Source organism: Nitrospirota bacterium (assembly GCA_023229435.1).
Classification (GTDB): domain Bacteria; phylum Nitrospirota; class UBA9217; order UBA9217; family UBA9217; genus JALNZF01.
Genome location: JALNZF010000004.1, coordinates 50,573 through 71,496, shown reverse-complemented (window position 1 = coordinate 71,496; position 20,924 = coordinate 50,573). Strand labels below are relative to the sequence as shown.

At 49.8% G+C, this 20,924-nt stretch carries 18 protein-coding genes; 2 read left to right on the top strand and 16 right to left on the bottom strand.

All coding sequences use genetic code 11. The features are described 5' to 3' along the window. Nucleotides 1-29: 29 nt before the first annotated feature. On the bottom strand, nt 30-1,817 hold the full coding sequence (locus M0R70_04450) for a carbamoyltransferase (protein MCK9418615.1): 1,788 nt from the start codon (nt 1,815-1,817) through the stop codon (nt 30-32). A 288-nt stretch (nt 1,818-2,105) separates the two neighbouring features. Here M0R70_04450 and M0R70_04445 point away from each other — a divergent pair, with 288 nt between their 5' ends. Both M0R70_04445 and M0R70_04440 read left to right on the top strand, forming a co-directional pair. Continuing rightward, nucleotides 2,106-2,315 carry a type II toxin-antitoxin system HicB family antitoxin gene (locus tag M0R70_04445; protein MCK9418614.1) on the top strand — a complete coding sequence of 70 codons (210 nt, stop codon included), beginning with the start codon at nt 2,106-2,108 and terminating at the stop codon, nt 2,313-2,315. Next, entirely contained in the window at nt 2,305-2,547 is a 243-nt protein-coding gene (locus tag M0R70_04440; protein ID MCK9418613.1) for a type II toxin-antitoxin system HicA family toxin, read from the top strand. Before M0R70_04445 ends, M0R70_04440 begins: the two co-directional genes overlap by 11 nt. 167 nt (nt 2,548-2,714) lie before the next feature. On the opposite strand, the gene M0R70_04435 is transcribed toward M0R70_04440, so the two are convergent. From M0R70_04435 to M0R70_04365, 15 genes are all read right to left on the bottom strand, one after another. Then, the gene (locus M0R70_04435) at nt 2,715-3,269 is read right to left on the bottom strand and encodes a YdcF family protein (protein MCK9418612.1); all 555 of its coding nucleotides are present in this window, start codon (nt 3,267-3,269) and stop codon (nt 2,715-2,717) included. 86 nt (nt 3,270-3,355) lie between these two features. Continuing rightward, on the bottom strand, nt 3,356-3,868 hold the full coding sequence (locus M0R70_04430) for a multidrug MFS transporter (GenBank protein ID MCK9418611.1): 513 nt from the start codon (nt 3,866-3,868) through the stop codon (nt 3,356-3,358). Continuing rightward, nucleotides 3,865-4,308, bottom strand: a complete 444-nt coding sequence (locus tag M0R70_04425; GenBank protein MCK9418610.1) for a UDP-N-acetylglucosamine transferase subunit ALG14 — start codon at nt 4,306-4,308, stop codon at nt 3,865-3,867. The genes M0R70_04430 and M0R70_04425 overlap by 4 nt, the downstream gene beginning before the upstream one ends. Before the next feature lie 22 nt (nt 4,309-4,330). Further along, entirely contained in the window at nt 4,331-5,746 is a 1,416-nt protein-coding gene (locus tag M0R70_04420) for a B12-binding domain-containing radical SAM protein (protein MCK9418609.1), read from the bottom strand. 61 nt (nt 5,747-5,807) lie between these two features. Further along, nucleotides 5,808-6,986 (bottom strand): glycosyltransferase, encoded by a 1,179-nt coding sequence (locus M0R70_04415; protein ID MCK9418608.1) that lies wholly within the window; start codon nt 6,984-6,986, stop codon nt 5,808-5,810. A 111-nt stretch (nt 6,987-7,097) separates the two neighbouring features. After that, nucleotides 7,098-8,441, bottom strand: coding sequence for a hypothetical protein (locus M0R70_04410; protein ID MCK9418607.1), 1,344 nt, complete (start codon nt 8,439-8,441; stop codon nt 7,098-7,100). 4 nt (nt 8,442-8,445) lie between these two features. Further along, nucleotides 8,446-9,489: a glycosyltransferase gene (locus tag M0R70_04405; protein MCK9418606.1), complete on the bottom strand. Its 1,044-nt coding sequence runs from the start codon at nt 9,487-9,489 to the stop codon at nt 8,446-8,448. Nucleotides 9,490-9,577: 88 nt separating this feature from the next. Next, on the bottom strand, nt 9,578-10,345 hold the full coding sequence (locus M0R70_04400) for a class I SAM-dependent methyltransferase (GenBank protein ID MCK9418605.1): 768 nt from the start codon (nt 10,343-10,345) through the stop codon (nt 9,578-9,580). 63 nt (nt 10,346-10,408) lie between these two features. Beyond that, complete coding sequence (locus tag M0R70_04395) at nt 10,409-11,707, bottom strand: polysaccharide biosynthesis C-terminal domain-containing protein (GenBank protein MCK9418604.1); 1,299 nt, start codon at nt 11,705-11,707, stop codon at nt 10,409-10,411. After that, entirely contained in the window at nt 11,704-12,597 is an 894-nt protein-coding gene (locus tag M0R70_04390) for a class I SAM-dependent methyltransferase (GenBank protein MCK9418603.1), read from the bottom strand. Before M0R70_04390 ends, M0R70_04395 begins: the two co-directional genes overlap by 4 nt. Before the next feature lie 135 nt (nt 12,598-12,732). Next, nucleotides 12,733-15,654, bottom strand: coding sequence for an asparagine synthase (glutamine-hydrolyzing) (asnB, locus tag M0R70_04385; protein ID MCK9418602.1), 2,922 nt, complete (start codon nt 15,652-15,654; stop codon nt 12,733-12,735). A gap of 146 nt (nt 15,655-15,800) precedes the next feature. Next, a complete protein-coding gene (locus M0R70_04380) occupies nt 15,801-16,097 on the bottom strand; it encodes a hypothetical protein (GenBank protein ID MCK9418601.1) in 297 nt (98 codons plus the stop codon). A 92-nt stretch (nt 16,098-16,189) separates the two neighbouring features. Next, complete coding sequence (locus tag M0R70_04375) at nt 16,190-17,134, bottom strand: GDP-L-fucose synthase (protein MCK9418600.1); 945 nt, start codon at nt 17,132-17,134, stop codon at nt 16,190-16,192. 146 nt (nt 17,135-17,280) lie between these two features. Further along, nucleotides 17,281-18,657, bottom strand: a complete 1,377-nt coding sequence (locus M0R70_04370; protein ID MCK9418599.1) for a sugar transferase — start codon at nt 18,655-18,657, stop codon at nt 17,281-17,283. A gap of 160 nt (nt 18,658-18,817) precedes the next feature. Then, complete coding sequence (locus tag M0R70_04365; protein MCK9418598.1) at nt 18,818-20,698, bottom strand: outer membrane beta-barrel protein; 1,881 nt, start codon at nt 20,696-20,698, stop codon at nt 18,818-18,820. Nucleotides 20,699-20,924: the final 226 nt, after the last annotated feature.

Genomic DNA, 20,924 nt, shown 5'->3' with positions numbered 1-20,924 from the left:
TTTTGAACCCTGAACTCCTAACTCCTGACTCAAAGCTGTCGTTCCACAACCCAATCCCCCATCACCAGCACATCCATCTTCGTGCGCAGAAAGCAGTCCAGCGCCTCCTTCGGCGTGCAGACCACGGGTTCATTTTCATTGAACGACGTATTGAGTACCATCGGCACTCCTGTCAGCTTCTCGAATGCCTTGATGAGCTGAAAGTACCTGGGATTCTGCCCCTCAGTGACGGTCTGCAGCCTGCCGGAACCGTTCACGTGCGTCACAGCAGGTATCAATGCACGTTTCTCTTCCCGGATCTGATACACCTGCAGCATGAACGGCACTTCATAGTCGGTCTCGAACCACTCTCCGACTGCGTCACGGATGATCGACGGCGCAAACGGCCGGAACGACTCGCGGCGCTTGATCTTCTGGTTCAGGATCTCCTTCATGTCCGCACGGCGGGGATCGCACACGATCGAGCGGTTCCCGAGCGCCCGCGGCCCCCACTCCATCCTGCCCTGGAACCAGCCGACCACCTTTCCCTCGGCAATCCGCTCAGCCGTTCTGCGGCACAGCTCCGCCTCGTCTTCTACTTTTTCAACCAGGCACTTGAGTTTCCCCAACTCCGAACTCAAAACTCCCAACTCCGAACTAACTTCAGCTTCGCTGAAGTTTGGCCCCCAAAACGCGTGCTCCATGACGAACGAACGGGGTTTCTTCAGTTCCTGGTTCCAAACGTAAAATGCAGCGCCGATCGCGCCCCCGCCGTCGCCGGCTGCAGACTGGACATAGAGGTCCTTAAAACCGGTCCGGTCGAACACCTTGCCGTTCGCCACGGAATTCATGGCACAGCCCCCGGAAAGACAGAGGTTGGGGTTCTTTGTTTCCTTATATACATGATCAAGAAGATGGAAGAAGACCTCTTCGTACATCTCCTGCAGGGAGGCGGCAATGTTTTTATAATGGTCAGTGAGCGGGCCGTCTTCTTGCCTGGCCGGACCGAAAGCCTCGATCATCTTGTCGGAATAGACCGTCCCGATCTTCGGTTCGCCATTGTCCCAGACCATTGATATGCCTTCCGAATGATGAAGAAAATGATCAAGGTCCAGCTCGAACCGCCCGTTCGGTTTCAATTGAACTATCTGGCGCATCGTGTTCATCTCTGTCGGTTTGCCATAGGGGGCCAGGCCCATGACCTTGTATTCATCTCCGTAATGGGGAAATCCGAGATACTGCGTCATGGCGAGATAGAAGAGACCAAGGGAATGGGGAAATGTCACCTGGTCTTCCACGGTGATCCGGTTGCCGCTGCCCGTACCCCACATGGTGCTCACAAAATCACCGAACCCGTCCACGGATACCACGGCCGCGGAATCGAAGGGAGAAACGAAGAACGAACTGGCGAGGTGAGCCACATGGTGTTCCACGTTGTGGACAACAGTTTTGAGTTTTAAGTTATGAGTTTTTAGTTGATTATCAAACCCTGAACCCTGAACCTTGAACTTTGAACCCAGGATGGTTTTTACATCCTGGATTTTTGACGCATTAGAGAGCCGATCCTTGATTGCGCCAAAACTCGGCCGCTTGGAGAAAGCAAAGAGCGCCTTTTTCAGAAGATTCGCGCTGGGGTTGCGGTTGACGGCGACATGGTCCACCTGGTCGATGGTGATCCCGCCCGCTGTCAGGCAATATCTGACAGCGTCGGTCGGAAACCCGGCCCAGTGTTTGATGCGCCGGAACCGCTCCTCTTCCGCCGCCGCGACAAGCTTCCCGTCAACGACGAGGCAGGCTGATGAGTCACCGTGATATGCGTTGAGACCGAGGATGATCAATGGACTCCTTCTTGTCAGCTTGCATGCTTGCCAGCGAGTCAGCTTACTAGCTAATTCGCTTGTCAGCTTGTCGGCTTTCCATCTTGCACGCTTGTTCGCCTGTTCGCTTGATAGCTTGTTCGCTTGCCAGCTATCATCCATCAACTACGAACTGATCAACCCTGATCCTCAAACCCTGAATAACATATCCGCCCCACTCCTCTTAAAACTGCTTTCCCTCTATCAGCAGATATGTTATTATATAGAAGGAGTCAAGCAGAATCAATTGATAATAAGGAGGGATTTTATATGCTTGTTAAAATGGACACCTACTTTGATGGTGAATATTGGTGCGCAAGGGGCACTGATGAGGATATCTTTACTCAGGGCTCAACGTATGAGGAGTTATTGAAAAATATAAAAGAGGCCGTATCTTTGCACCTTGAAGAAGAGCTTCACAAGGGCAAATCAGTGGAAATTCTTGTAATGTCTGAAATGGAGCTTACCGGTGTCGCCTAAGCTGCCGCAAATCAGCGGACAGGACTTGATCCGAGGTCTTCAAAAACTCGGATATCAGGTGACCAGGCAGAAAGGAAGCCATGTCAGGCTTCGCAAAACAACAACTACGGGAGAACATCATGTCACCGTCCCGGACCATAAGATGTTGGCAAAAGGAACACTGAATGATATCCTCTCAAAAGTAAGCCTCTGGAACAATATCAGCAAGGACGATCTCATTAAAACGCTATAGAGTGCCCCTTCGCAGTTCAACTCACCGTTTTTTCGACAAAATAAGTTCGATGCACAAGGTTCAAGGTTAAATTCCGCACTCCGAACGACTCGACTGAGCTCGTCGAAGTCTCCCAACTCCGAACTATTAACTTTGAACCCTGAACCTTGAACTAAAGCGCTTGTTCGCTAATACTTCAAAACATAATACCCAATCTTCAAATACTCCATGGTCACAAACTTCATGGACATCTCGTTGCTCCACCATTTCTTTTCATCCCACCAGGAAGGATGCGAGGCGCTCAGGGAATACTCGATACCACTATCTTTGAATATTTTACCCCAGACCCAGTCAAGTCGGCGCAGATGCGGCGGATCGCTGACGACGATCACCCGATGCCACCCTTTGTGCTTCATCAGTTCCAGGGTATTTTCCGCTTCCTCCCAGGAATTCCTTGCACGGAGATCAAAGAGGATCCGGCCTTTGGGAACACCCGATGAGATGAGAAATTGCGCGCGCCAGTCAAGATAGCTTTGCTGCGTCTGAAGCTCTCCATACTCAATACCGGTCAGAAGAATCTGTGAAGAAAGCCCCTCCCGGTAGAGTTCAAGTCCACGGATCGATCTGGCGCCGGTCTCGCCGCCCAGAATGACGATCAGGTCGGCGGGTTTGGTGGCAGATTTGGGAACGGTGAGCAGCGATCCCGCCTTGATGAAGAACGCGATGCCGGCGATCAGAAGCAAGACTGCAAAGCCTGAAATGAGTATTCGTTTTCTGGTAATGGCTCACACCTCCAATGCGTAATGTCCCTTTATAACTAACTCAATGATTAATCCTGCGTTGTTGCTTTCTCAAAAGTCTTCGCATACTCCCGCAATGTCTCGTCAATCAAGTCAACCAGAGGGGGGCGTTTATTCAAAGCGTGCGCCATGCCTTGCCGCTTTCTTGCCTCTTCTATCGCAATAATCAAATCTTCCGGTTCTTCAGCAACCACAACTTTACCCATTTCTGCCAGGGCCCGCGCAAACTCCAACTGATGGTCATCCACGTGCTCGCCATACTTTGCCCGTCTCGGCATGACCACCGGAACTTTCCCCGCCTGGATGGCCTGAATTACTGACCCCGCACCCGCGTGAAGAATCAGTAACTCTGCCTTCTCAACATGCTGACTGAATTCAGTCATTTCCATAAATGGCCTTGAGATGCACCCTGTACATTGTAAAAGAGTATTCCCGTGCTGCACAATAACCGGCTGAGGCAGTCTGGAGGCAATTCGTAAAACCGCCTCGATCAGACGGTCAAAAGGTTGGGTGGCATTTCCTACTGAAACAAAGGTCGTCACAATAATGGTCCCCCGTATTTTGCTTTTGGGAAGAACTGTCGCAGGGTTTTCCATTGATAGAAGAAATCATGGGCCAGCCAGTACATTATTCGACCCGTCAGGGAAGGTTTGTTAATTCTCGTAACTGTTTCTATAAATAGCACGCGCGTCCTGAATAAAAACCGCCCGACAATGGCAAAAGGAACCGCCGGCCCTGCACCGGTGCTCAGTATCACGTCCGGTTTTTCCTTACGCAAGATTTGAAACGCTTCCAAAAGGTTGATAAAAAACTTCTTGTCACGCTCAGAATGCGCCATGAAATACGTTCTGTCCCGCATATCGGCAGGCAGGATCGCCTTATCGTTCAAGACATAGAAGTACTCATAAGCCTCGTAGGCAGGTTTCAAACACCGGACTTCGGTCAGGTGACCGCCACAGGATGACACGATGCATATTTTCAATGGTTCCTCACGAAGGATAGTTTCATTTATGCAGACTCTTGAGCAGTCTTTTAGAATACGAATATAACTGTTTAACAAAATATCTGATTTCGTCTTTTCCTTTGATTTTAGGAAACGCCCTGAGTGGGTTCAAAAAGCTGATGGCCCTGTCCAGGTACACTTTTCTTTGGGCCAGGGCAATAAACCTCTCAATTTGCTCTAATTTTAAATATTTTGTATCACACATTGCCTTGTTAACAGCTCCAAGCCATTCAAGTGCGTTAGACGCGCCGACATCCGGCAATAAGTTCTCCTTCTTGTAAATATCGTACATCTCCGTCCCGGGATAGGGGGTTGCAATAAAGAAGGTTGCCATATCAACACCGCAACTTACCGCATAGTCGATCGTTTTCATAATATCCGCTTCGGTTTCATAAGGAAATCCGATGATAAATGTCGAATGTGTCCAGATGCCGATCTCATTGCAATAGCGAATAAGCTCTTTTGATTTGTTAAGATCAATGTGTTCTTTTCTGATGAACTTCTGTGTATTCGGCGATGCCGTCTCTATTCCAAACGTCAATTTATAGCATCCGCTTTCCCGCATCTTCGACAGCACCTCCTTGTCCAGAGTCCATATGGCGATGCCGTTTGGAGTACACCAGTGGATATCGAGTTTCCTTCCAACTATTTCATCGCAAATAGCGATCATTCGTTTCTTGCTGACGGTCAGATTGTCATCAAAAAAAGCGACCTCTCTCACGCGATACTCATTTTTCAGATGTTCGATCTCATCCGCGACATTTTGAGCGCTGCGCATCCGGTACGTGTGCCTCCAGAGTGAGTGTATCGAACAGAACGTGCATCTGTAGGGACATCCCCTGCTTGATACTATTGTTGTTCTCGGCGGCGACATTGAATGACTGTAATTGTATTTCTCGTTGAAATAAACATTCATATCGAGCAAGTCTCTCGCCGGGAACGGGATGGTATCAAGATCGGCGATATATTCTCTGGCGCGATTTTCAACAATACCATCGACGTTTCTGAAAACGACCCCGTCCAGATCAAGAAAGCTTTTTTTGTTTACGATGCGGTCCGCTATTGCCAATAATGTTTTCTCGCCCTCCCCCTTAACAACCGCAGACACATTGTCGTCCTTCAGCACCCAGTGAGGAAACGCCGAAGCATGGGCTCCGCCGATAATAATCGGAATTTCTCTCGCTGTTTTTTTGATGAGCCCTGCAGTATCATGGACCCCTTTTGAGTTGATCGTGAACATGGAGGATATGCCGACCAAATCGGGCTGATAATTTACAACTTCACGAACGATCATTTCATCGGTATATCCGTATTTTAAGAAATCGCCTTCCCATCGCTTTAAGTCAATCCGCGCTGAAGCATCCAGCAGTTTAACCTCGCAGCCGCTATATTTTCGTAAATACGCCGCCAGATACATCAAACCCAGCGGCTCATAGGGCGAGTATTCGATATCACTTTTATAATACGTAATCGGCGGCTTAATTAACAGGACTCTCATCGCTCTTATACTCTTGAATGATCCTTTGGTAGTTTTCCGTCATCTTCTTCGCTATCCTGTCCCATGAAAACTTATTAAAAACAAGTTGACGGGCATTCAACCCCATTTTGCCCTTCAGTGTATCATTGCTTATTATTTGCATTATTGCATCAGCCACTTCTTCCGGATCGCACGGGGTAACGAATCCAGCTTTCGCGTCAGAGATTTCAGCATGAATATTGACCTGGTCGCTTATCACCACAGGGAGCTGTGCAGCCATGGCCTCGACCACGGCAATGCCGAAGTTTTCCTGAAATGAAGGCAGGCAGAAAACATCAGCATCAGTAAAGGCCTCTATTTTTTGTTTCCCTTTCACCAGTCCGGTGAAAAGAACTTTGTCGTTGAGCTCAAGCTTGCTGACTTTTTTCTTCAAATGTTCTTCATATCCATCATTGTCAGGGCCTGCAATAACGAGATGCGCTTTATCCGTTCTATCCGATATCCTCTTATACGCGTCGAGAAGTATTTCCAATCCCTTTTTATAATGGATTCGTCCCAAAAATAGAATTATTTTCTTATCTTTTAAAAAAGGATACCGTGCCCTGAAACACCCTTTCGCAGGCAGATCAATAAACTCGCCTATTTCTACCCCGACCGGCAAAATCAAGGATGAGGATTTAATGTTCAGATGCTCCGTTCTTTTCTGCTCTTCCAAAGAGGTAAAGTGAATGGCGGAAGCTAAATTCAAATTATGACGTTCAAATATATTAAAATAGAGCCTTTTTTTAAAATGCTTCCATTTATCATGAGTTACGCTGTAATAATCCAGCATACCGCACGTCCTGATGATATAGGGGACTTTCTTTTTTCTTGATAGATACGCTGCTATTGTTGAAGGAAAGACCCATAATGCGTGTATGTGAACAATGTCATATTGCGATATATTCTTTTTCAATGTCAACCATAAACCCGCGCTGAAACAGTAATTGCTTTTTTTAAATGTTTTAAATACCCTCACTTCCAGACCCTTGAGACTATCGTAATTAATAGGATGCAGGTCCGTCGTATAAATTGTAATATCGACCCCCTCAACAACTAAACCTTTGCACATCTTCCCAATGGCGTTTGCAGGCCCATCAAGATTTTCACTCAAGCTTGGTATTACATGGAGAACTTTCATCAAGACAAATCCTTAAATTAATCAGTCAATCTCGCCAGCGTCAATTGCCCCAAATCACTAATTGTTCCAACCTTATTTCAAATTACTTCAGCATTCTACAGGTCATCGCCTCTATGACGCCCTGTCATAATAATTGGCGCGCGCCACAATACGAGATGAGTGACTAATCCAGCGAACAATAATGAACAAAACTATTAACAAGATAACATTTCTAAGCAATACAAATATGTCACCATACGAGTTCTCTACTTTAATAAGATATTGTAAGCTAAATGTTGAGACGAGTAAAAATAGCGGTTTACTTGGAAATCTAAAATGACAGTATGCAACAAGGAATAATACAACAAAATATATGATGGGAATAGCAACTATCATTAAAATACCATAATCCGCCAAAAGACAAGCGAAATTATTGGTCGGATAATCAATCATCTCAAAACCATAGAAAGTGGCAATCATTTCGTCTATATCCACTACTTCTTTTGATCTCCATAATAACGTCGGGATTGAATTGAGAAAGGCTTGCCAACCCAAGTCACCATAAAATATTTTCGATATGTTATCTACTTGTTCAGACATAATCATATAATTAAAATTCCACATGGCAGAGCGATCTTTAAGATTATCGATAGTGGCGTCAATATTTGCAAGTGCAGGTATCACGCCCGTTATTTCTCTATTTTCAATTCTAGCCTCGATGGAAAACAGATCCTGCCGATATGTCTGATATATATTGCTGGCCAAAATAATTAAAATGAACAAACTAACTACATATGGCACATATTTAATGGAATAAACATTCCTTCGCCGTGAACACGACCACATAACAAACGCGACTAATAATAATTCAAGAGTTGCCCTTCGGCCCTCAAGAGCAAGAATGGCTGTCATAACAAACATTACTACATTAAATATTGATAATAGTTTTATTTTCCCTTTTAATAATGAAGCCACAATAAAAACATATACAGCAAAGCCGATGCCACTCATTAAGCTCTTAACAGGACCAACCCACGAAGGCGCCGAGATGCCAAGCAATTCAAGTTCTACTCCGGAGTATGTTGCTAAAATCCCGAAGTCAAAATATATATAGACACTGAAAGCAACAACCGAAGCGGCAAAAAAACCAACCACCTTATGATCAACATCGGCCCATTGATTTATCAGGTAATTAAACTGCAGTACGTTCCTGACTCTCAAGGGAAGCTTTAGATAAAGTAAACGGGTAGCAAAGAGTGCTGTAAATATCAAGATAAAAGTATCCATCACAACCAAGGCACTTTTACCAACAACTTCGTTAACCATCGCATCAATAAAACTATAAACACCGAAATAAAGCATAACCATCAAGAAAAACATATCGAGCATATCAAAGTCAGTTTTTCGTGCTCGCCCATACGCAAACATTGCCAGCATGAGAATTGCTGACATTATTATTAACATGATTTGTGCCATTCGACTAATCCAATACTCGCTGAGTTTGAAGTTTGGTTTTTAAGTGCTTTGCCACAGTTATGGTATTCAATTCATTTTCCGCAAACTGCCGCGCCTTCTGCCGGATTAAAGGCAGCTTATCATGTAGAGAAAGCGTTCGCGCGGCAAATTCATCCGGAGATCCCCTGAACACCAGACCATTCGTCCCATCCTCGATGTAGCCCTCTGCTATAGTCTCCGGTATGGCAACTGCCGCCCCACAAGCCATGGCCGTCACAAGAGAGGTAAGACCTGCAGGATTTGTCCTCGTCAGTGTTGGCAAACAAACCACGTGTGCTCCGGCATATAGAGCCCTCAATTCAACATCGGAAGGATTATTGAGGATTCGGGAGTAATTTTCCAAACCTTCACGGGCAAGTTGTAGTCGCGAGCGCTCGGCAGTATGGATATCCCAACTGGCCCGGACATAGGGCACCTCCAATATTCTGGCCACCCTGGCAGCATAAACCTCGTCTCGATCGGGCCCGCCTGCCGTCAAAATATAACCGTGCTTTGCCAGGCCAAAATGCATCAGTACCGCATCAAGGTCCTCCGGGTCTGCGCGCCAAAACGCACTATCCACTGACACCGGGGCGAACACGACTGGGCAAGATACCCCGAGCGCTTCAAGTTGACGTCTCTGGAGCTTGCTTACAACAACAACCGCGCGCGCACGGTTGATCACCCGGCGCAGCAGAAGATCGTTCACTTTTGCGGACATCCGCTCGTCTGAAAACCCCGGCACTTTCCACGTATGTACGATGAGGCGCGGATTTCGGGTAATCCAGGTCGCCAGGGCGCCAGTCACGATTGGGTAGCCCTGTGTAAGGACGTTGATTCCGCCTGACAGGAGAGCAGGCAGATGCCGCAGTCCATTGACCAGCAAACCGCCCTCACGATTCCTGGGGTACACTCTGACCTCACTGCCCCGAAATACTTCTTCATACAGTGCCGCCACATGTTGGCGTACGCCGAAAGCATTGAGGGGTGCGGTCCAGACATGACTGGAGAGGAAAAGGTTCACTATCATGATCGCAATTCCATAAATATTTTATTGCGCTTTTTCTTCTTTCTTCTTTCACTTGCGGAACAGCTTTTTTTTGTCCAGCCTTCCAAAATCAAGACGGTTTCCTCCCAATTAAGTATAAGTCTGAACACAGCGCAGGGAACAGCCTGAGAGGCATATCAATTAACGGTGTCATTACTCTTACCCAATTGAATCGCGACTGATAACCAAGCCAGTTGCGTCCCAGGATTTCAATGTTTTTTAGGCCGAGATCTGCACCTATATAGCGGAGATCCGCAACATCCGGCTCCCTCACATGACCTCGGAATCTATCGTCTTCATACCAATCTTCCATACGAGACCATTTGCCATAACCAAGCGGCACGGTAATTCTTTTTCGCAGGTTCACGCAATTCGGCATACCTATGATAAGCAATCCGTTCGGCTTTAACCACTGCATGACCTTTCGAAAAAGAGGTTTAGGCGAATGATGCCAATGTTCAAGAGAATCAAAAGTGGTAACGACGTCAAATGATCCAATGCCAAATGAGGGTGGGGTTTCGATAACATCGGTATTTATCACCTCGACGTTATATTTATTGTGAACAGTCCGAGGTACTGCCTCAAACTCAGTATTTACCTTATCTCGAAAATCATCGACAAGGATGGAAGACATACCAATTGCAGCACAGCCCACGGAAAACAATCCGATGCCCCCACCAAGATCACAAATTCTAACCCTGCCCTCAGTCCGTTGAAGAACCAGAGAAATATTAAAGGCAATCCTGGGGACATCCATTAACTCTCTGTCGATGAGGTCCTTTGGGTATTCTCGCGCGCAATCTTTGAGAACCGTTAAAAGATTTTCTTTATCTACCATAATAACCTTCTCCTGCAATGGCAATATCAAAACAACGACCTCGTAAAGCTCATGAAGTGCACATCAAAATGTTGACTGCCACACGCGAAACCGCAGCAATGCCGTTTTCCCGGCAATTGCCAGTGCGGCAAGATCTGTCCATGTCACCCATAAAAAGTCTACCATATGTTGTTGGGTATCACGTCCAACCTGTCTGATGATGTAAACACAACGCAGTATATCAGCAACTAACATCGCCAATGCCATCCCGACAAGGCCATACTGCGGCACCAGCCACCAACCCAAGACGACCAAAGCGGCAAGATAAATCACCAATCCGCCGGTATTGGCGCCCACTTTCTGCCGTCCATTCAGGAATTCCGCCAGGGTAGCTGACGAAAGAGTAAATGGGCCTGAAACAAAGAGGAGCCCTACAACCCATGGATTCACTACGAAACCCCGCCCGAACAGCAGTGGGATCAGCCACCCGGCAATCAGCCATAACGGCAGAGAGCATCCGAAATAGATTATCAGACTTCTCCGAAAGGTGAGCGCGATATCTCTATTCCCACCTACAATGCCGAGATGGAACAGATGTGATCCTATTGCACTTCCCACCGGAGAGAACAGGCGGCTGTAGGAATAATAGACAACGAATAGACCCAATGGACCTGCGCCCATGTGATGTTCTATAACAATCTGGTAAGCGGAAATGCTAAATTGGGCCAATGCTGCAGGTATCGCAAAGACTAAGGCCAGACGGAGCGTGCGACGGACATCGCTTGTCTGTGAAGCCGCCACGATGCCGGTGCCACCCGAACGCTGGAATCCACGAAGCAACCATGTCGCCAAAGCCAGTCCACCGTAAACGGCAGCCAGGTTTGCCATTACCACCCAGTCCAGGGATGCCGATGGGGACGCTGCCCAGATGGAAATCAGCAAAATTAGATTGACCACATAGAATCCCAGTCGAACCAGATTGAATCGAACGAAATCACCGGTTCCGTTAAACAGGAACACAACAAGCATGAAAAAATATACTGCTGGAACGTAGGCGAGGTACAATGTGGACAACCCCGCAATATGCGGGTCGGTCAAACGCCAGTGCAAGGCTATGTAGCCAGCCGCCATCGCGGGAATAGTGAGCAGCAGCACCAGCTTGCTGATAGCTGCTATGGGCCGGACAAGCTCCCCTCGACCACTAAGGACAGCCACCGCCCGATCAACGCCCATGAGTGTGAGACCGGCTACAAGCTGAGGGTAGAGCAATACCAGCGCAAGTTCACCTCTCCCGACAGGGCCCAGCATACGCGCTGTCAAGACCGAGGTCGCGAAGGTTATCGCCTGGATGGCAAAATTTGCTGATACCGTTTTGACAATCATCGACACACCAGACGTTTAGCAAGCGCTCCCAGAACAGCCGGCTTGAACATATCGGCAACCAGTACCAGGACGGAATTACGATCAGACCTGCTCGGTATCTGAGGTGTCGTTTTGCGGGCGATTGCTCGAACCAGCGGCAAACGTCGCGCTTCATAGCGCCCCGTTTCCAAGGCAAGATGCTCCACGACGAAGCCTGATTTTTCGAGAAACTGGCGCAATGTGGCGCGGCAAAAGTAACCTACATGCCGCCAGTCGCCCAAGTGTCTGGCCACGAGGGGAGTATAAAGCTCGAACGGCACCTCCACAACAAGGATGCCGCCTTTTTTCAGCACATGATTGGCAGCAGCCAGAAATTCTGTGGGCGAAAAAACATGTTCGAGGACGTGATTCATCACCACGACGTCAAATGTCCCCTCATCCAAGGTCGCTGAGAAAAATCCATGCACCTTCTCTATCCTGGGATCCGCCGGATCGCACTCGGTTGCGTCTGCAACCACAACCCGATGCCGTTGCGCGAGATGTTGACAACACTCTCCGCGTCCACCGCCTACATCGAGCACTGCTGCGCCTTCTGAAATACCGTAGGCAGTCAACACACGTGAGATAACCGCTTGCCTTTCGCTCAGATATGACTTGTTAATTGATTGCTTTTCTTTTGTTTCGTCAAAGGCATTGCCGGTGTCCTGTCTGTACAATGCTGTCATCAGAGTTTCGGAGAACCGTTCAGGCTGAAATATAAAGCGGCAACGCCGACAGACGACTGTCGATAGATGTATCGATACACCCAGCAGTTCCTGCCGCCCTTCCGCCACGCAGGTTCCATTCTGTGTAACGTCGGCTCCGCAAAGATCACAGACGGTGACGCTTTGAATATGTTCCAGCGGGTTCATCTCTCTTTTCAATTTTCAGCACCAACATCGATACAAATATTGGCATAGTAAGATACGTAATCCCATGCGAGCGTTTCGACCTCTATGATCAACGCGCGAACAAAATAGAAATATTGTTGGCAACCGCCCCCGACATCAGCACTTCACCCCAACAATAATATGTGAGACAATCTGGTGAAAATTTGTCTCAAATTTGCCAAAATAATAATTTTCAAGCCCGGGCTGAACTTGATTCTTCGGGCGTGATAACGCGGATAGTATACCCTCAATAATTTCACCCCTGTCGTACGGATTTACCTGTATAATGATTTGCGAGTCCGGGTCATTGATCTCCCACGGATCCTCAAGTCTGCATCCAACCACCGGTACGCCGCAAGCCAACGCCTCCAGAAAAACAAATCTATATGGATAACGATCAAACTCGGGATGACTGCCCGGCATCGCAAAGACATCGGCCAAGCGATAATGGTCCGCCTTTTCAGCCTCTGAGACATAACCCGTAAATATTGTAATGTCAGCAACACCAAGCTCTTTTGCTTTTTCCTCTAATCTTGCCCTATCTTCCCCATCCCCCATCACCAGATACACAAGATTGGGAATTCGCGTTTTAAGCTCCGGCAATACCTCCAGGATTTCATCAAAACCCTTATTCAGGTCGTGGCCGGCATCTAACCTACCGGCCGTCATGACAACTGTTTTTCCTCTGGTCTTATAGCGTTCAATCAAGTCTTCTCTGCGGGGACCGATTCCATATTTTGATTCGTCGACACAATTTGGCAGATAGTAATACTGTTCGTTCGATATTTTTGTCCACTCAATAAATCTTCGCGCCGTTAACCTTCGTATCGAAATGAAAGTCTTCAATCTGCGACACAGGTAGTTCGCAAATCTATGCGAAGTGGGAGTCCATGCCTCAAGCCCGTAGATAACAGGAACAACCGGGCACCGATACAATATGCCGAGCAACCAGGCAATCGGCAACAAATGGAGATGGCCGCAAATAATCACATCAAAACGGGGGGAAGAGAATGCCGTCCGCAGACAAGCGTATAAATACCTGAGCTTGCTGTTTGCAGCTTCTACGCGGTAATCGAGGTTGTCCGGCATCTTCTCCAAACTATAATACACTTTTCTCGGGATGGCCAGCACCCGCTCCATCGTCGGATACGCGCACAACGCCTGGAGGAGATTCCGGTTATACAACGCGATACCGCCACGACCTCCGAAAGCGTCGGGCACAAGGACCAGTATCCTTTTTTTCTCCGCATGGAAGGCCCGATCAATGATCTTTGCCCAGCCCCTGAGACCCCTTTCTGTTTTTCTACCGCCATTGCTCTCAATGAGCCATTCACGCACGGGAACAGTAAAGCCGGTTTTCCCGCGCTCAAGAACCGATGCGGGAAGGGGTTTTGCGGGTGTCGAGGCCAGGGCGCGTTTGTCTGGCCTGTTTTCCGAGCAAAGCATGGGGGCCACCGATCTCAGGAATTCCAGGTCCAGAAAGGGAACGCGAATTTCAAGGGAATGGGCCATGCCTGCCCAGTCCGTATCGCGGAGCAGTTGATTGCGCATGTACCAGTTTAACTCAAGGCCGGAGACCTTCAGATAGTCATTATCAATATGCCCAACCGTCTGCTCCAGCCGTTCGAGCGATTGAAGTTCCTGCAATCCTTCCCGCACCATGTCTTTGTCCAGCAGTCTCTCCATCTCCCACGGCATGAACATGCCGCGCCGCAGCATATAGGCCCCGGCCCAACTGCCACCATATTCAACAAGACCGGCATACTTGGGCGACGTGATGGTTTTTAAGATTGGTGACGATAGAGAGCGAAGAGCTTTGCCCAGAACGGGGACTTTGTTGAATGGCTTGAACGCGTTCACCATGCGCGGGAGCTGGCTAAAACTGGGATAACTGCCGAACAGCTCGTCGCCTCCCAGTCCCGAAATGGCGACCTTCATCCCCGCCTTTGCCGCGGCGAGACTGACGAAATAGGTGTTCACCCCGTCGGTGGACGGCTGGTCCATCACATCCAGGAGCCGTTCGCGTTCCGCGATAAAGTCGGACTTTTTTACCCAGATGGTCTGATGCCGCGCCCCATACTGTTTGGCAATAAGTTCAGCCAACGGCACTTCATCATGTTCCGTGCCGCGAAATTCTTCAAATCCCAGAGTAACGGTATTAAGATTTCCCCCGGCTTCCGCGGCCAGTGCCGTCAGGGTCGTTGAATCAAGACCGGACGACAGGAAGACGCCAACCGGAACATCGGCGATAAGATGATGACGGACGCTGTCGAGAAGGGACTCCCTGAGCTGTATCTGCATCTCTTCGCGCGTCATTGCGGGCGGGTTGATAGACGCCTTGGCCAGTTCATCGCTGATACTGCAGAATGTTGCCGATTCCCCGGCGCCGTTCGCATCAACCCACAGACTCGTACCCGCCGGCAGCGCCCTTATGCCGCGATACAGGGTGTAAGGCTCCGGCACATGGCCCCAGAGAAAAAACCCCACGTGTCCCGCGGGCTCGGTCGCCGTGTCCACCTGCCCGCCTGCCAATAGCGCCTTGACCTGCGAGGCAGCGCGAAAGGTCTTGCCATTGTCCGCGTAGTAAAGCGGCTTGATGCCGAAAGGGTCACGCGCGAGGAACATCCCCTTTTTCCGCGCGTCCCATAGGGCAAAGACGTACATGCCGCGGAGCTCATGGACCATGTCCCGCCCTTTGTCCTTATAGAGATGAAGCAGTACCTCAGTATCGCTGGTGGATCGGAACTGATGGCCCTTATTCTCAAGCCCTTTTCTCAGTTCCCGGTAATTGTAAATTTCCCCGTTGAACACGATCACCACACTGTTGTCCTGGTTCCGCATGGGCTGGGCCCCATGCTCGGACAGGTCGATGATGGCAAGACGCCGGTGACCCATGGCAACTCGCTTGTTCTCTGAATACCACTCCCCTGCCCCGTCCGGGCCGCGCGTGATCATCCGGTCGCGGATCCGCAGCAGCTCGTCCCGGTCAATGGGTTGCGCGCTTTGATGGTAGGCAAATAGGGAGACTATTCCGCACATGAGATTCAGGGTTCAAGGGCTAGGGGACAGTGTTCGGAGTTCAGAGTTCAGAGTTCAGAGTTCGGAGTTCAGGGTTCAGAGTTCAGAGTTCAGGGTCCAGGGGTCAGGGGTCAGGGGTCAGGGTCAAGACCGGTGAAGTCGCGCGATCACGGCTCACTAACCATGTATCCCTTCTTGTGGCCTTCGGTATCAATGCGGTGGGCGGCAAGATCCACCGCGACAGCATCGATCTTTTTCTCCAGATTTTCCTCTACCCGGTCTAGCTTTTCGGAAAGCATCTGATGTCCTTCGGCAACAATCTGAAGTTTGTGCTGAAAATCCTCGGTAAGGATGCCGATATGATGTTTGAAATCCTCATTGGTCGTTTCCCTCTGGCGCTCCAGTTTGCTGTCCACGATATGCGTTACCATCTGCTTGAGCCGATCAAAATCCTTTTCTTCCATGCGATGTCTCCTTCACATAAACCGTCTTATCATCAAATGCATGTTACCATAATTAATCCGGCAGAACAAGAATGCAGGCCGACAAGCCAAAATCACATTCTCGTGATTTTGCCGCGATTTTTGACGAACCAGTCGATCGTCATCCTCAACCCCTCGGGAAGCGAATACCGGTGCTTCCAGCCGAGCTGGTGGAGCCTGGTGACATCCAGCAGTTTTCGCGGCGTTCCATCGGGCTTTGATGTGTCCCATGTGACAGCTCCATCGTAGCCGATCAATTTTTTGATGAGTTCAGCTAATTCTTTGATGCTCAGGTCTTCGCCCGTGCCGATATTGACGATATCGGAGCCGTCATACGTGCTCATCAGGTACACGACCGCGTCCGCCAGATCATCAACATGGAGAAATTCCCGTTTCGCGGAACCCGTTCCCCATACCACGACCTCCCTGTCCCCCGCGATCTTCGCATCGTGAAATTTTCGGATCAGCGCGGGAAGCACATGGGAGTTCTGAAGCTCGAAATTATCGTTCGGGCCGTACAGGTTCGTCGGCATGACGGAGATGAAATTGGTCTGGTACTGCGCATTGAAGCTCTGGCACATTTTGATGCCGGCTATCTTGGAGATCGCGTAGGCATCATTGGTTTCCTCAAGCGGGCCCGACAGGAAATAATCTTCCCTGATCGGCTGGGGGCAGAGCCTCGGGTAAATGCAGGAGCTCCCCAGGAACAGGAGTTTTTTTACGCCGGATCTCCACGCCGCATGGATGACATTGTTCTGCACTTCCAGGTTCTCGTAGATGAAATCGGCCTTGTACAAGGTATTGGCCCGGATCCCGCCGACCTTGGCGGCGGCAAGAAAAACGTATTCCGGACGTTCCTGGTCGAAAAAAGAGGCCACGGCCTTTTGATCCAGCAGGTCCAGTTCTTTTCTCGTTCGCCCGATGATCCCGCCATAGCCTTCTGTTTTGAGCCGTCTGACGATCGCGGACCCGACCATGCCGTTATGGCCGGCGACGAAGATTTTTGAGGTTTTGTTCATGCGCTCTCCGAAAAAGGTTCAGGTCATTCGACTATCGCTCATGATGGTGAGCATGAGTCGAAACCAGTTCAAAGTTCAAGGTTCAGGGTTTAATTAAACGCATAGCGCATGGTGCATAGGGTAGGAGCTCTCTGCTCTCTGCCCCGTCACCTCGCCCCTTTTCTGGACAACACGACCTTGACGGTCTTGATGAAGATGAGAAAATCCAGGAAGGGTGAAAGATTTTTTACATAGAAAAGATCGTACTGGAGCTTTTCCAGGCCGTCTTCAACGGTCACCCCATGCCGGTAATTGATCTGGGCCCAGCCGGTGATCCCCGGCCTGATCGAATGGCGGAGCGAGAAGTAAGGGATCTTGGCTTCGAACTCCCTGACCTCCTCCTCCACCAACGCCCGGGGGCCGATGAAACTGAGTTCCCCTTTCAGGACATTCCAGAGCTGCGGCAGTTCGTCCATCCTGAACTGCCTGATGATCTTTCCGACCCTGGTTATGCGCGGGTCGTTCCTTTCGCCGGCGTGCAGTCGCTCGTGGTCCATCCCGTTCTCCATGGAGCGGAACTTGAGCAGCGTGAATGTTTTGCCGTTCAATCCCACGCGCTGTTGCCGGTACAAAACGGGACCAAAGGAATCAAGCTTGACCACAACGGCGATAACCAGGGCAAGGGGCAGGGTGAAGGCCAGGCCAAGCAGGGACAGGGTGAAATCGAGGGCGCGTTTCAACTTATTGTTGTACACGTTCTTGTTGACTCCCAATAACGGCGTAAAGACAAGCCAGGAGTCGGTCACATGTTCCACGGGGACCTTGCCCGTCGTCTTTTCATAAAAGGTCGGCATATCATAGATCGTGATGCCGTCGAGCTTGCAGTCCAACGCGGACCTGAGGAGTTCGGGGTCACGAAAGTGGCTGTTGGCAAGGACCAGGACATTTACCCCCAATGCCCTGCTCATCTGCCGCAAGGTCGCGTGTCTGCCGGAGCCCCCGTGAACATCGGATGATTGCCACAGGGGGGAGCTGTCGTCGGTTATGCATCCGAGCATACGATAGTCCGGATTGTTGTCCGTGATATGCAGCAGCGCCTCGCCCGACCTGCCCGCGCCGATGATCAGGAGCTTCTTCGGATTTATCAATCTCTTTTTGAACATTGAAAGAAAGGCAAGCCGCCAGTAGTAGGTGCCGGCGCCGGCCAGCGTAAAGCATAACAGGAACACCCCCCTGCCTGACCTCAGGTCCGGCCGGAAAAAGAAGTACAGCGCGAGCAGCCCCGCGGTTATGACCACGCCGGTCACGTGCCGGAACAGGTATTTGACGCGCTGGGAGATAAGCTCGATGTTGTAGGAATCCAGCAGATAAAAAATAAAAAGAGAGACAATAAGAAAGGAGAGGCCCGATATCACGGCAATGATGTTGTACCGGATGGACGGGCCGAACCAGATCAGCAGCGACAGCCCGTAGGAGAAGGCGATGATGCCGATATCCCCTGCCATCAATACCATGCTTTTTTTGGGGAAATGAGTAAATTTCATCTGAGAACCAATACCGTCCTTCTCGCAGGCTTGCAGGCGCTCTTAGAGTCAGTTATGCGTTCAATGTTAAAAAAGTTCAAAGTTCAATGTTCAATGTTAAACCCTGAACTCCGAACCTAGAACCTTGAACCCTGAAACTTGAACCTGCTTGTTCGCCTTGCTACAGCGATACATTCACCATAATGATGGAAGAATGTTCCGTGTAATTGTTCCCGGGAATGCTGGAATGCCGTCCCTGCCAATTGTGATCAACGGCGAACTCGAGCCAGTCCTTTGCCTGGTACCTGAGGCCGATCCCGCCGAGGATCGTCCGATCGGTCCTGGAAAAATAAAGGTCATGAACCGTGGCGCCGCGAAACACATAGGCCCACTCCTTGATAAACCGATGCGTGAACTCTGCATAGCCCCCGGTCGTTATGAAATAATTGCCGCCCGGGATATCCGGTTCATTCATGCTGCGCCGGGCCGTTAGAACGATTGTCATGTCGCTGGTAAAATTATGGCGCACATCAGCGGACCCCACCTTTACCGTGCCGTTGGTCCTGGTGGAGGATGTGAAGTTTTTCCGTGCCAGACCGGCTTTGATCGTGCCCTTGGACCAGGTGGAGAAATCCCAGGTTGCCCCGGCCTGCATCGTGTCGACGCTGCTGTCGAGTTCGAGTGTATCTTCGGAATAGGCAATGTTCCGGCGGCCGTACTCGATGAACACCGACGCCCGGGGAAGGACCCGGTAGAAGACTGCGCCCGAAAGCTCGCCTTCTTCGCGGTCCCTGAAATGACCGGTAAGGTACCGCCAGTTGGACTTCGTATAATCAAGGTGTATCCTGGCACGGTCCGAGAACCGGTATGCAGCCGATACGGCAGCCGCATTGGCGTGAAAAACCTCACTGTTCCCCGAAACGGATGAACTGCGCGGCTCATGGTCACAATCAAGTTTATCGGAGAATCGCATGCCGAAGCGGTCGCCGAAATTGAGGTCCATGGCCGCATTCACGTGGTGATCGTTGATGTCCTCGCTTCTGAACTTCTTCCCATATCGGGTAATGACGGAATAATATTCCAGTTCCGCGAAATGGGACTGGAACGGCAGTTTCACCCGGATCCCCGGCGTGATCGTGGTGATCGCATCCCTTTTTCGATCATCGGCCGTAAAAAAAATGTTGTCGCTGAACGTCTCGGAGAGTGCAAAAAACGGATTGATCTTCAGGGGCCCGATCAAGAATAGTTGCGGCGTCTGTGATAATGAGGGGAGCCGCGTGAGCACCACGCCGCCCATTCCGAAGATCGCCGGAGGGGGCTCAAGAGAATGGGGGGTTAAAGCGACTTTTGAAAAGGTTGAAGGGCTGAAAATCGGCTTCTCCGGAATTTTCTCAGGGGTCTTTCCGACGGTACTGGCGGTCAACAAGGCGCGTTCCACTGCGCTGGGTGACTTTCCTGCATCCGCGGCCCCGACATAAATGGTTTTTTTATCAGCTCCCGCATCGAGGGCTGACTTCACCACGACATCCAACGGAGCGCCTGCCTTCAGGGCTGTCTTGACAACGATTTGAGCCGGGTACCCTTCGCCGATGGCGGTATGCACCACCAGAGAAGGATCAATCCCTGTCTTAATGGCCGCGGCCACGACATCCCCGACATAGACGAATTTTTTGGTCAGTCCCGCATTCGTGGCTGAGTTCAGCACAATATCAAAGGGAGCGCCCGCCTTGAGAGCGGCTTTGATAACGATTTCCGCAGTGTAGCCTTCGTTAATGCATGTATATACCACCAAGGATGGATCAACACCGACCTTAATGGCCTCGGCAATGACCTCATGGATGCCTTTTCCCGAGGTCACGGAACTATTGAAGATATCTTTCAGCGGTACTCCCTCGTCAACTTCCCGCGCCATCTCCGCTTCGGCGGCCGTCCAAACCTGTCTCGTTTGTTCAACTGGTTCAGCGGCCCCCGCCCGCAGGGGAACCATCATGATCATGCCCCCAAGAAACAGCGCGACCGCTGCTGCGAGGCTGAATATTCTCTTGACACTGCTCTTTTTCAATAGGATGCCCTCCCTATCAATACAAACGCATAAGATACTGTTACATGTAGGGCAAGGCTTTAGCCTTGCTTTAAGCAACCCTGAAGGATTGCCCTACAAAAGAGCTTTAAGCAACCCTGAAGGGTTGCCCTACAAAAGAGATAACAACAATTATTGCGTTTGCTATAATTACTCCAGATTTATGATTATGGCACACAAGGCCCTTTTCCGCAAATAATTTATGCGG

Coding starts and splice junctions, on each gene's coding strand:
- M0R70_04395 (MCK9418604.1), bottom strand. CDS start 11,707: ATGATTGTCAAAACGGTATCAGCAAATTTTGCCATCCAGGCGATAACC.
- M0R70_04390 (MCK9418603.1), bottom strand. CDS start 12,597: ATGAACCCGCTGGAACATATTCAAAGCGTCACCGTCTGTGATCTTTGC.
- M0R70_04420 (MCK9418609.1), bottom strand. CDS start 5,746: ATGTATCTGGCGGCGTATTTACGAAAATATAGCGGCTGCGAGGTTAAA.
- M0R70_04400 (MCK9418605.1), bottom strand. CDS start 10,345: ATGGTAGATAAAGAAAATCTTTTAACGGTTCTCAAAGATTGCGCGCGA.
- M0R70_04445 (MCK9418614.1), top strand. CDS start 2,106: ATGCTTGTTAAAATGGACACCTACTTTGATGGTGAATATTGGTGCGCA.
- M0R70_04370 (MCK9418599.1), bottom strand. CDS start 18,657: ATGAAATTTACTCATTTCCCCAAAAAAAGCATGGTATTGATGGCAGGG.
- M0R70_04380 (MCK9418601.1), bottom strand. CDS start 16,097: ATGGAAGAAAAGGATTTTGATCGGCTCAAGCAGATGGTAACGCATATC.
- M0R70_04415 (MCK9418608.1), bottom strand. CDS start 6,986: ATGAAAGTTCTCCATGTAATACCAAGCTTGAGTGAAAATCTTGATGGG.
- asnB (MCK9418602.1), bottom strand. CDS start 15,654: ATGTGCGGAATAGTCTCCCTATTTGCCTACCATCAAAGCGCGCAACCC.
- M0R70_04375 (MCK9418600.1), bottom strand. CDS start 17,134: ATGAACAAAACCTCAAAAATCTTCGTCGCCGGCCATAACGGCATGGTC.
- M0R70_04410 (MCK9418607.1), bottom strand. CDS start 8,441: ATGGCACAAATCATGTTAATAATAATGTCAGCAATTCTCATGCTGGCA.
- M0R70_04405 (MCK9418606.1), bottom strand. CDS start 9,489: ATGATAGTGAACCTTTTCCTCTCCAGTCATGTCTGGACCGCACCCCTC.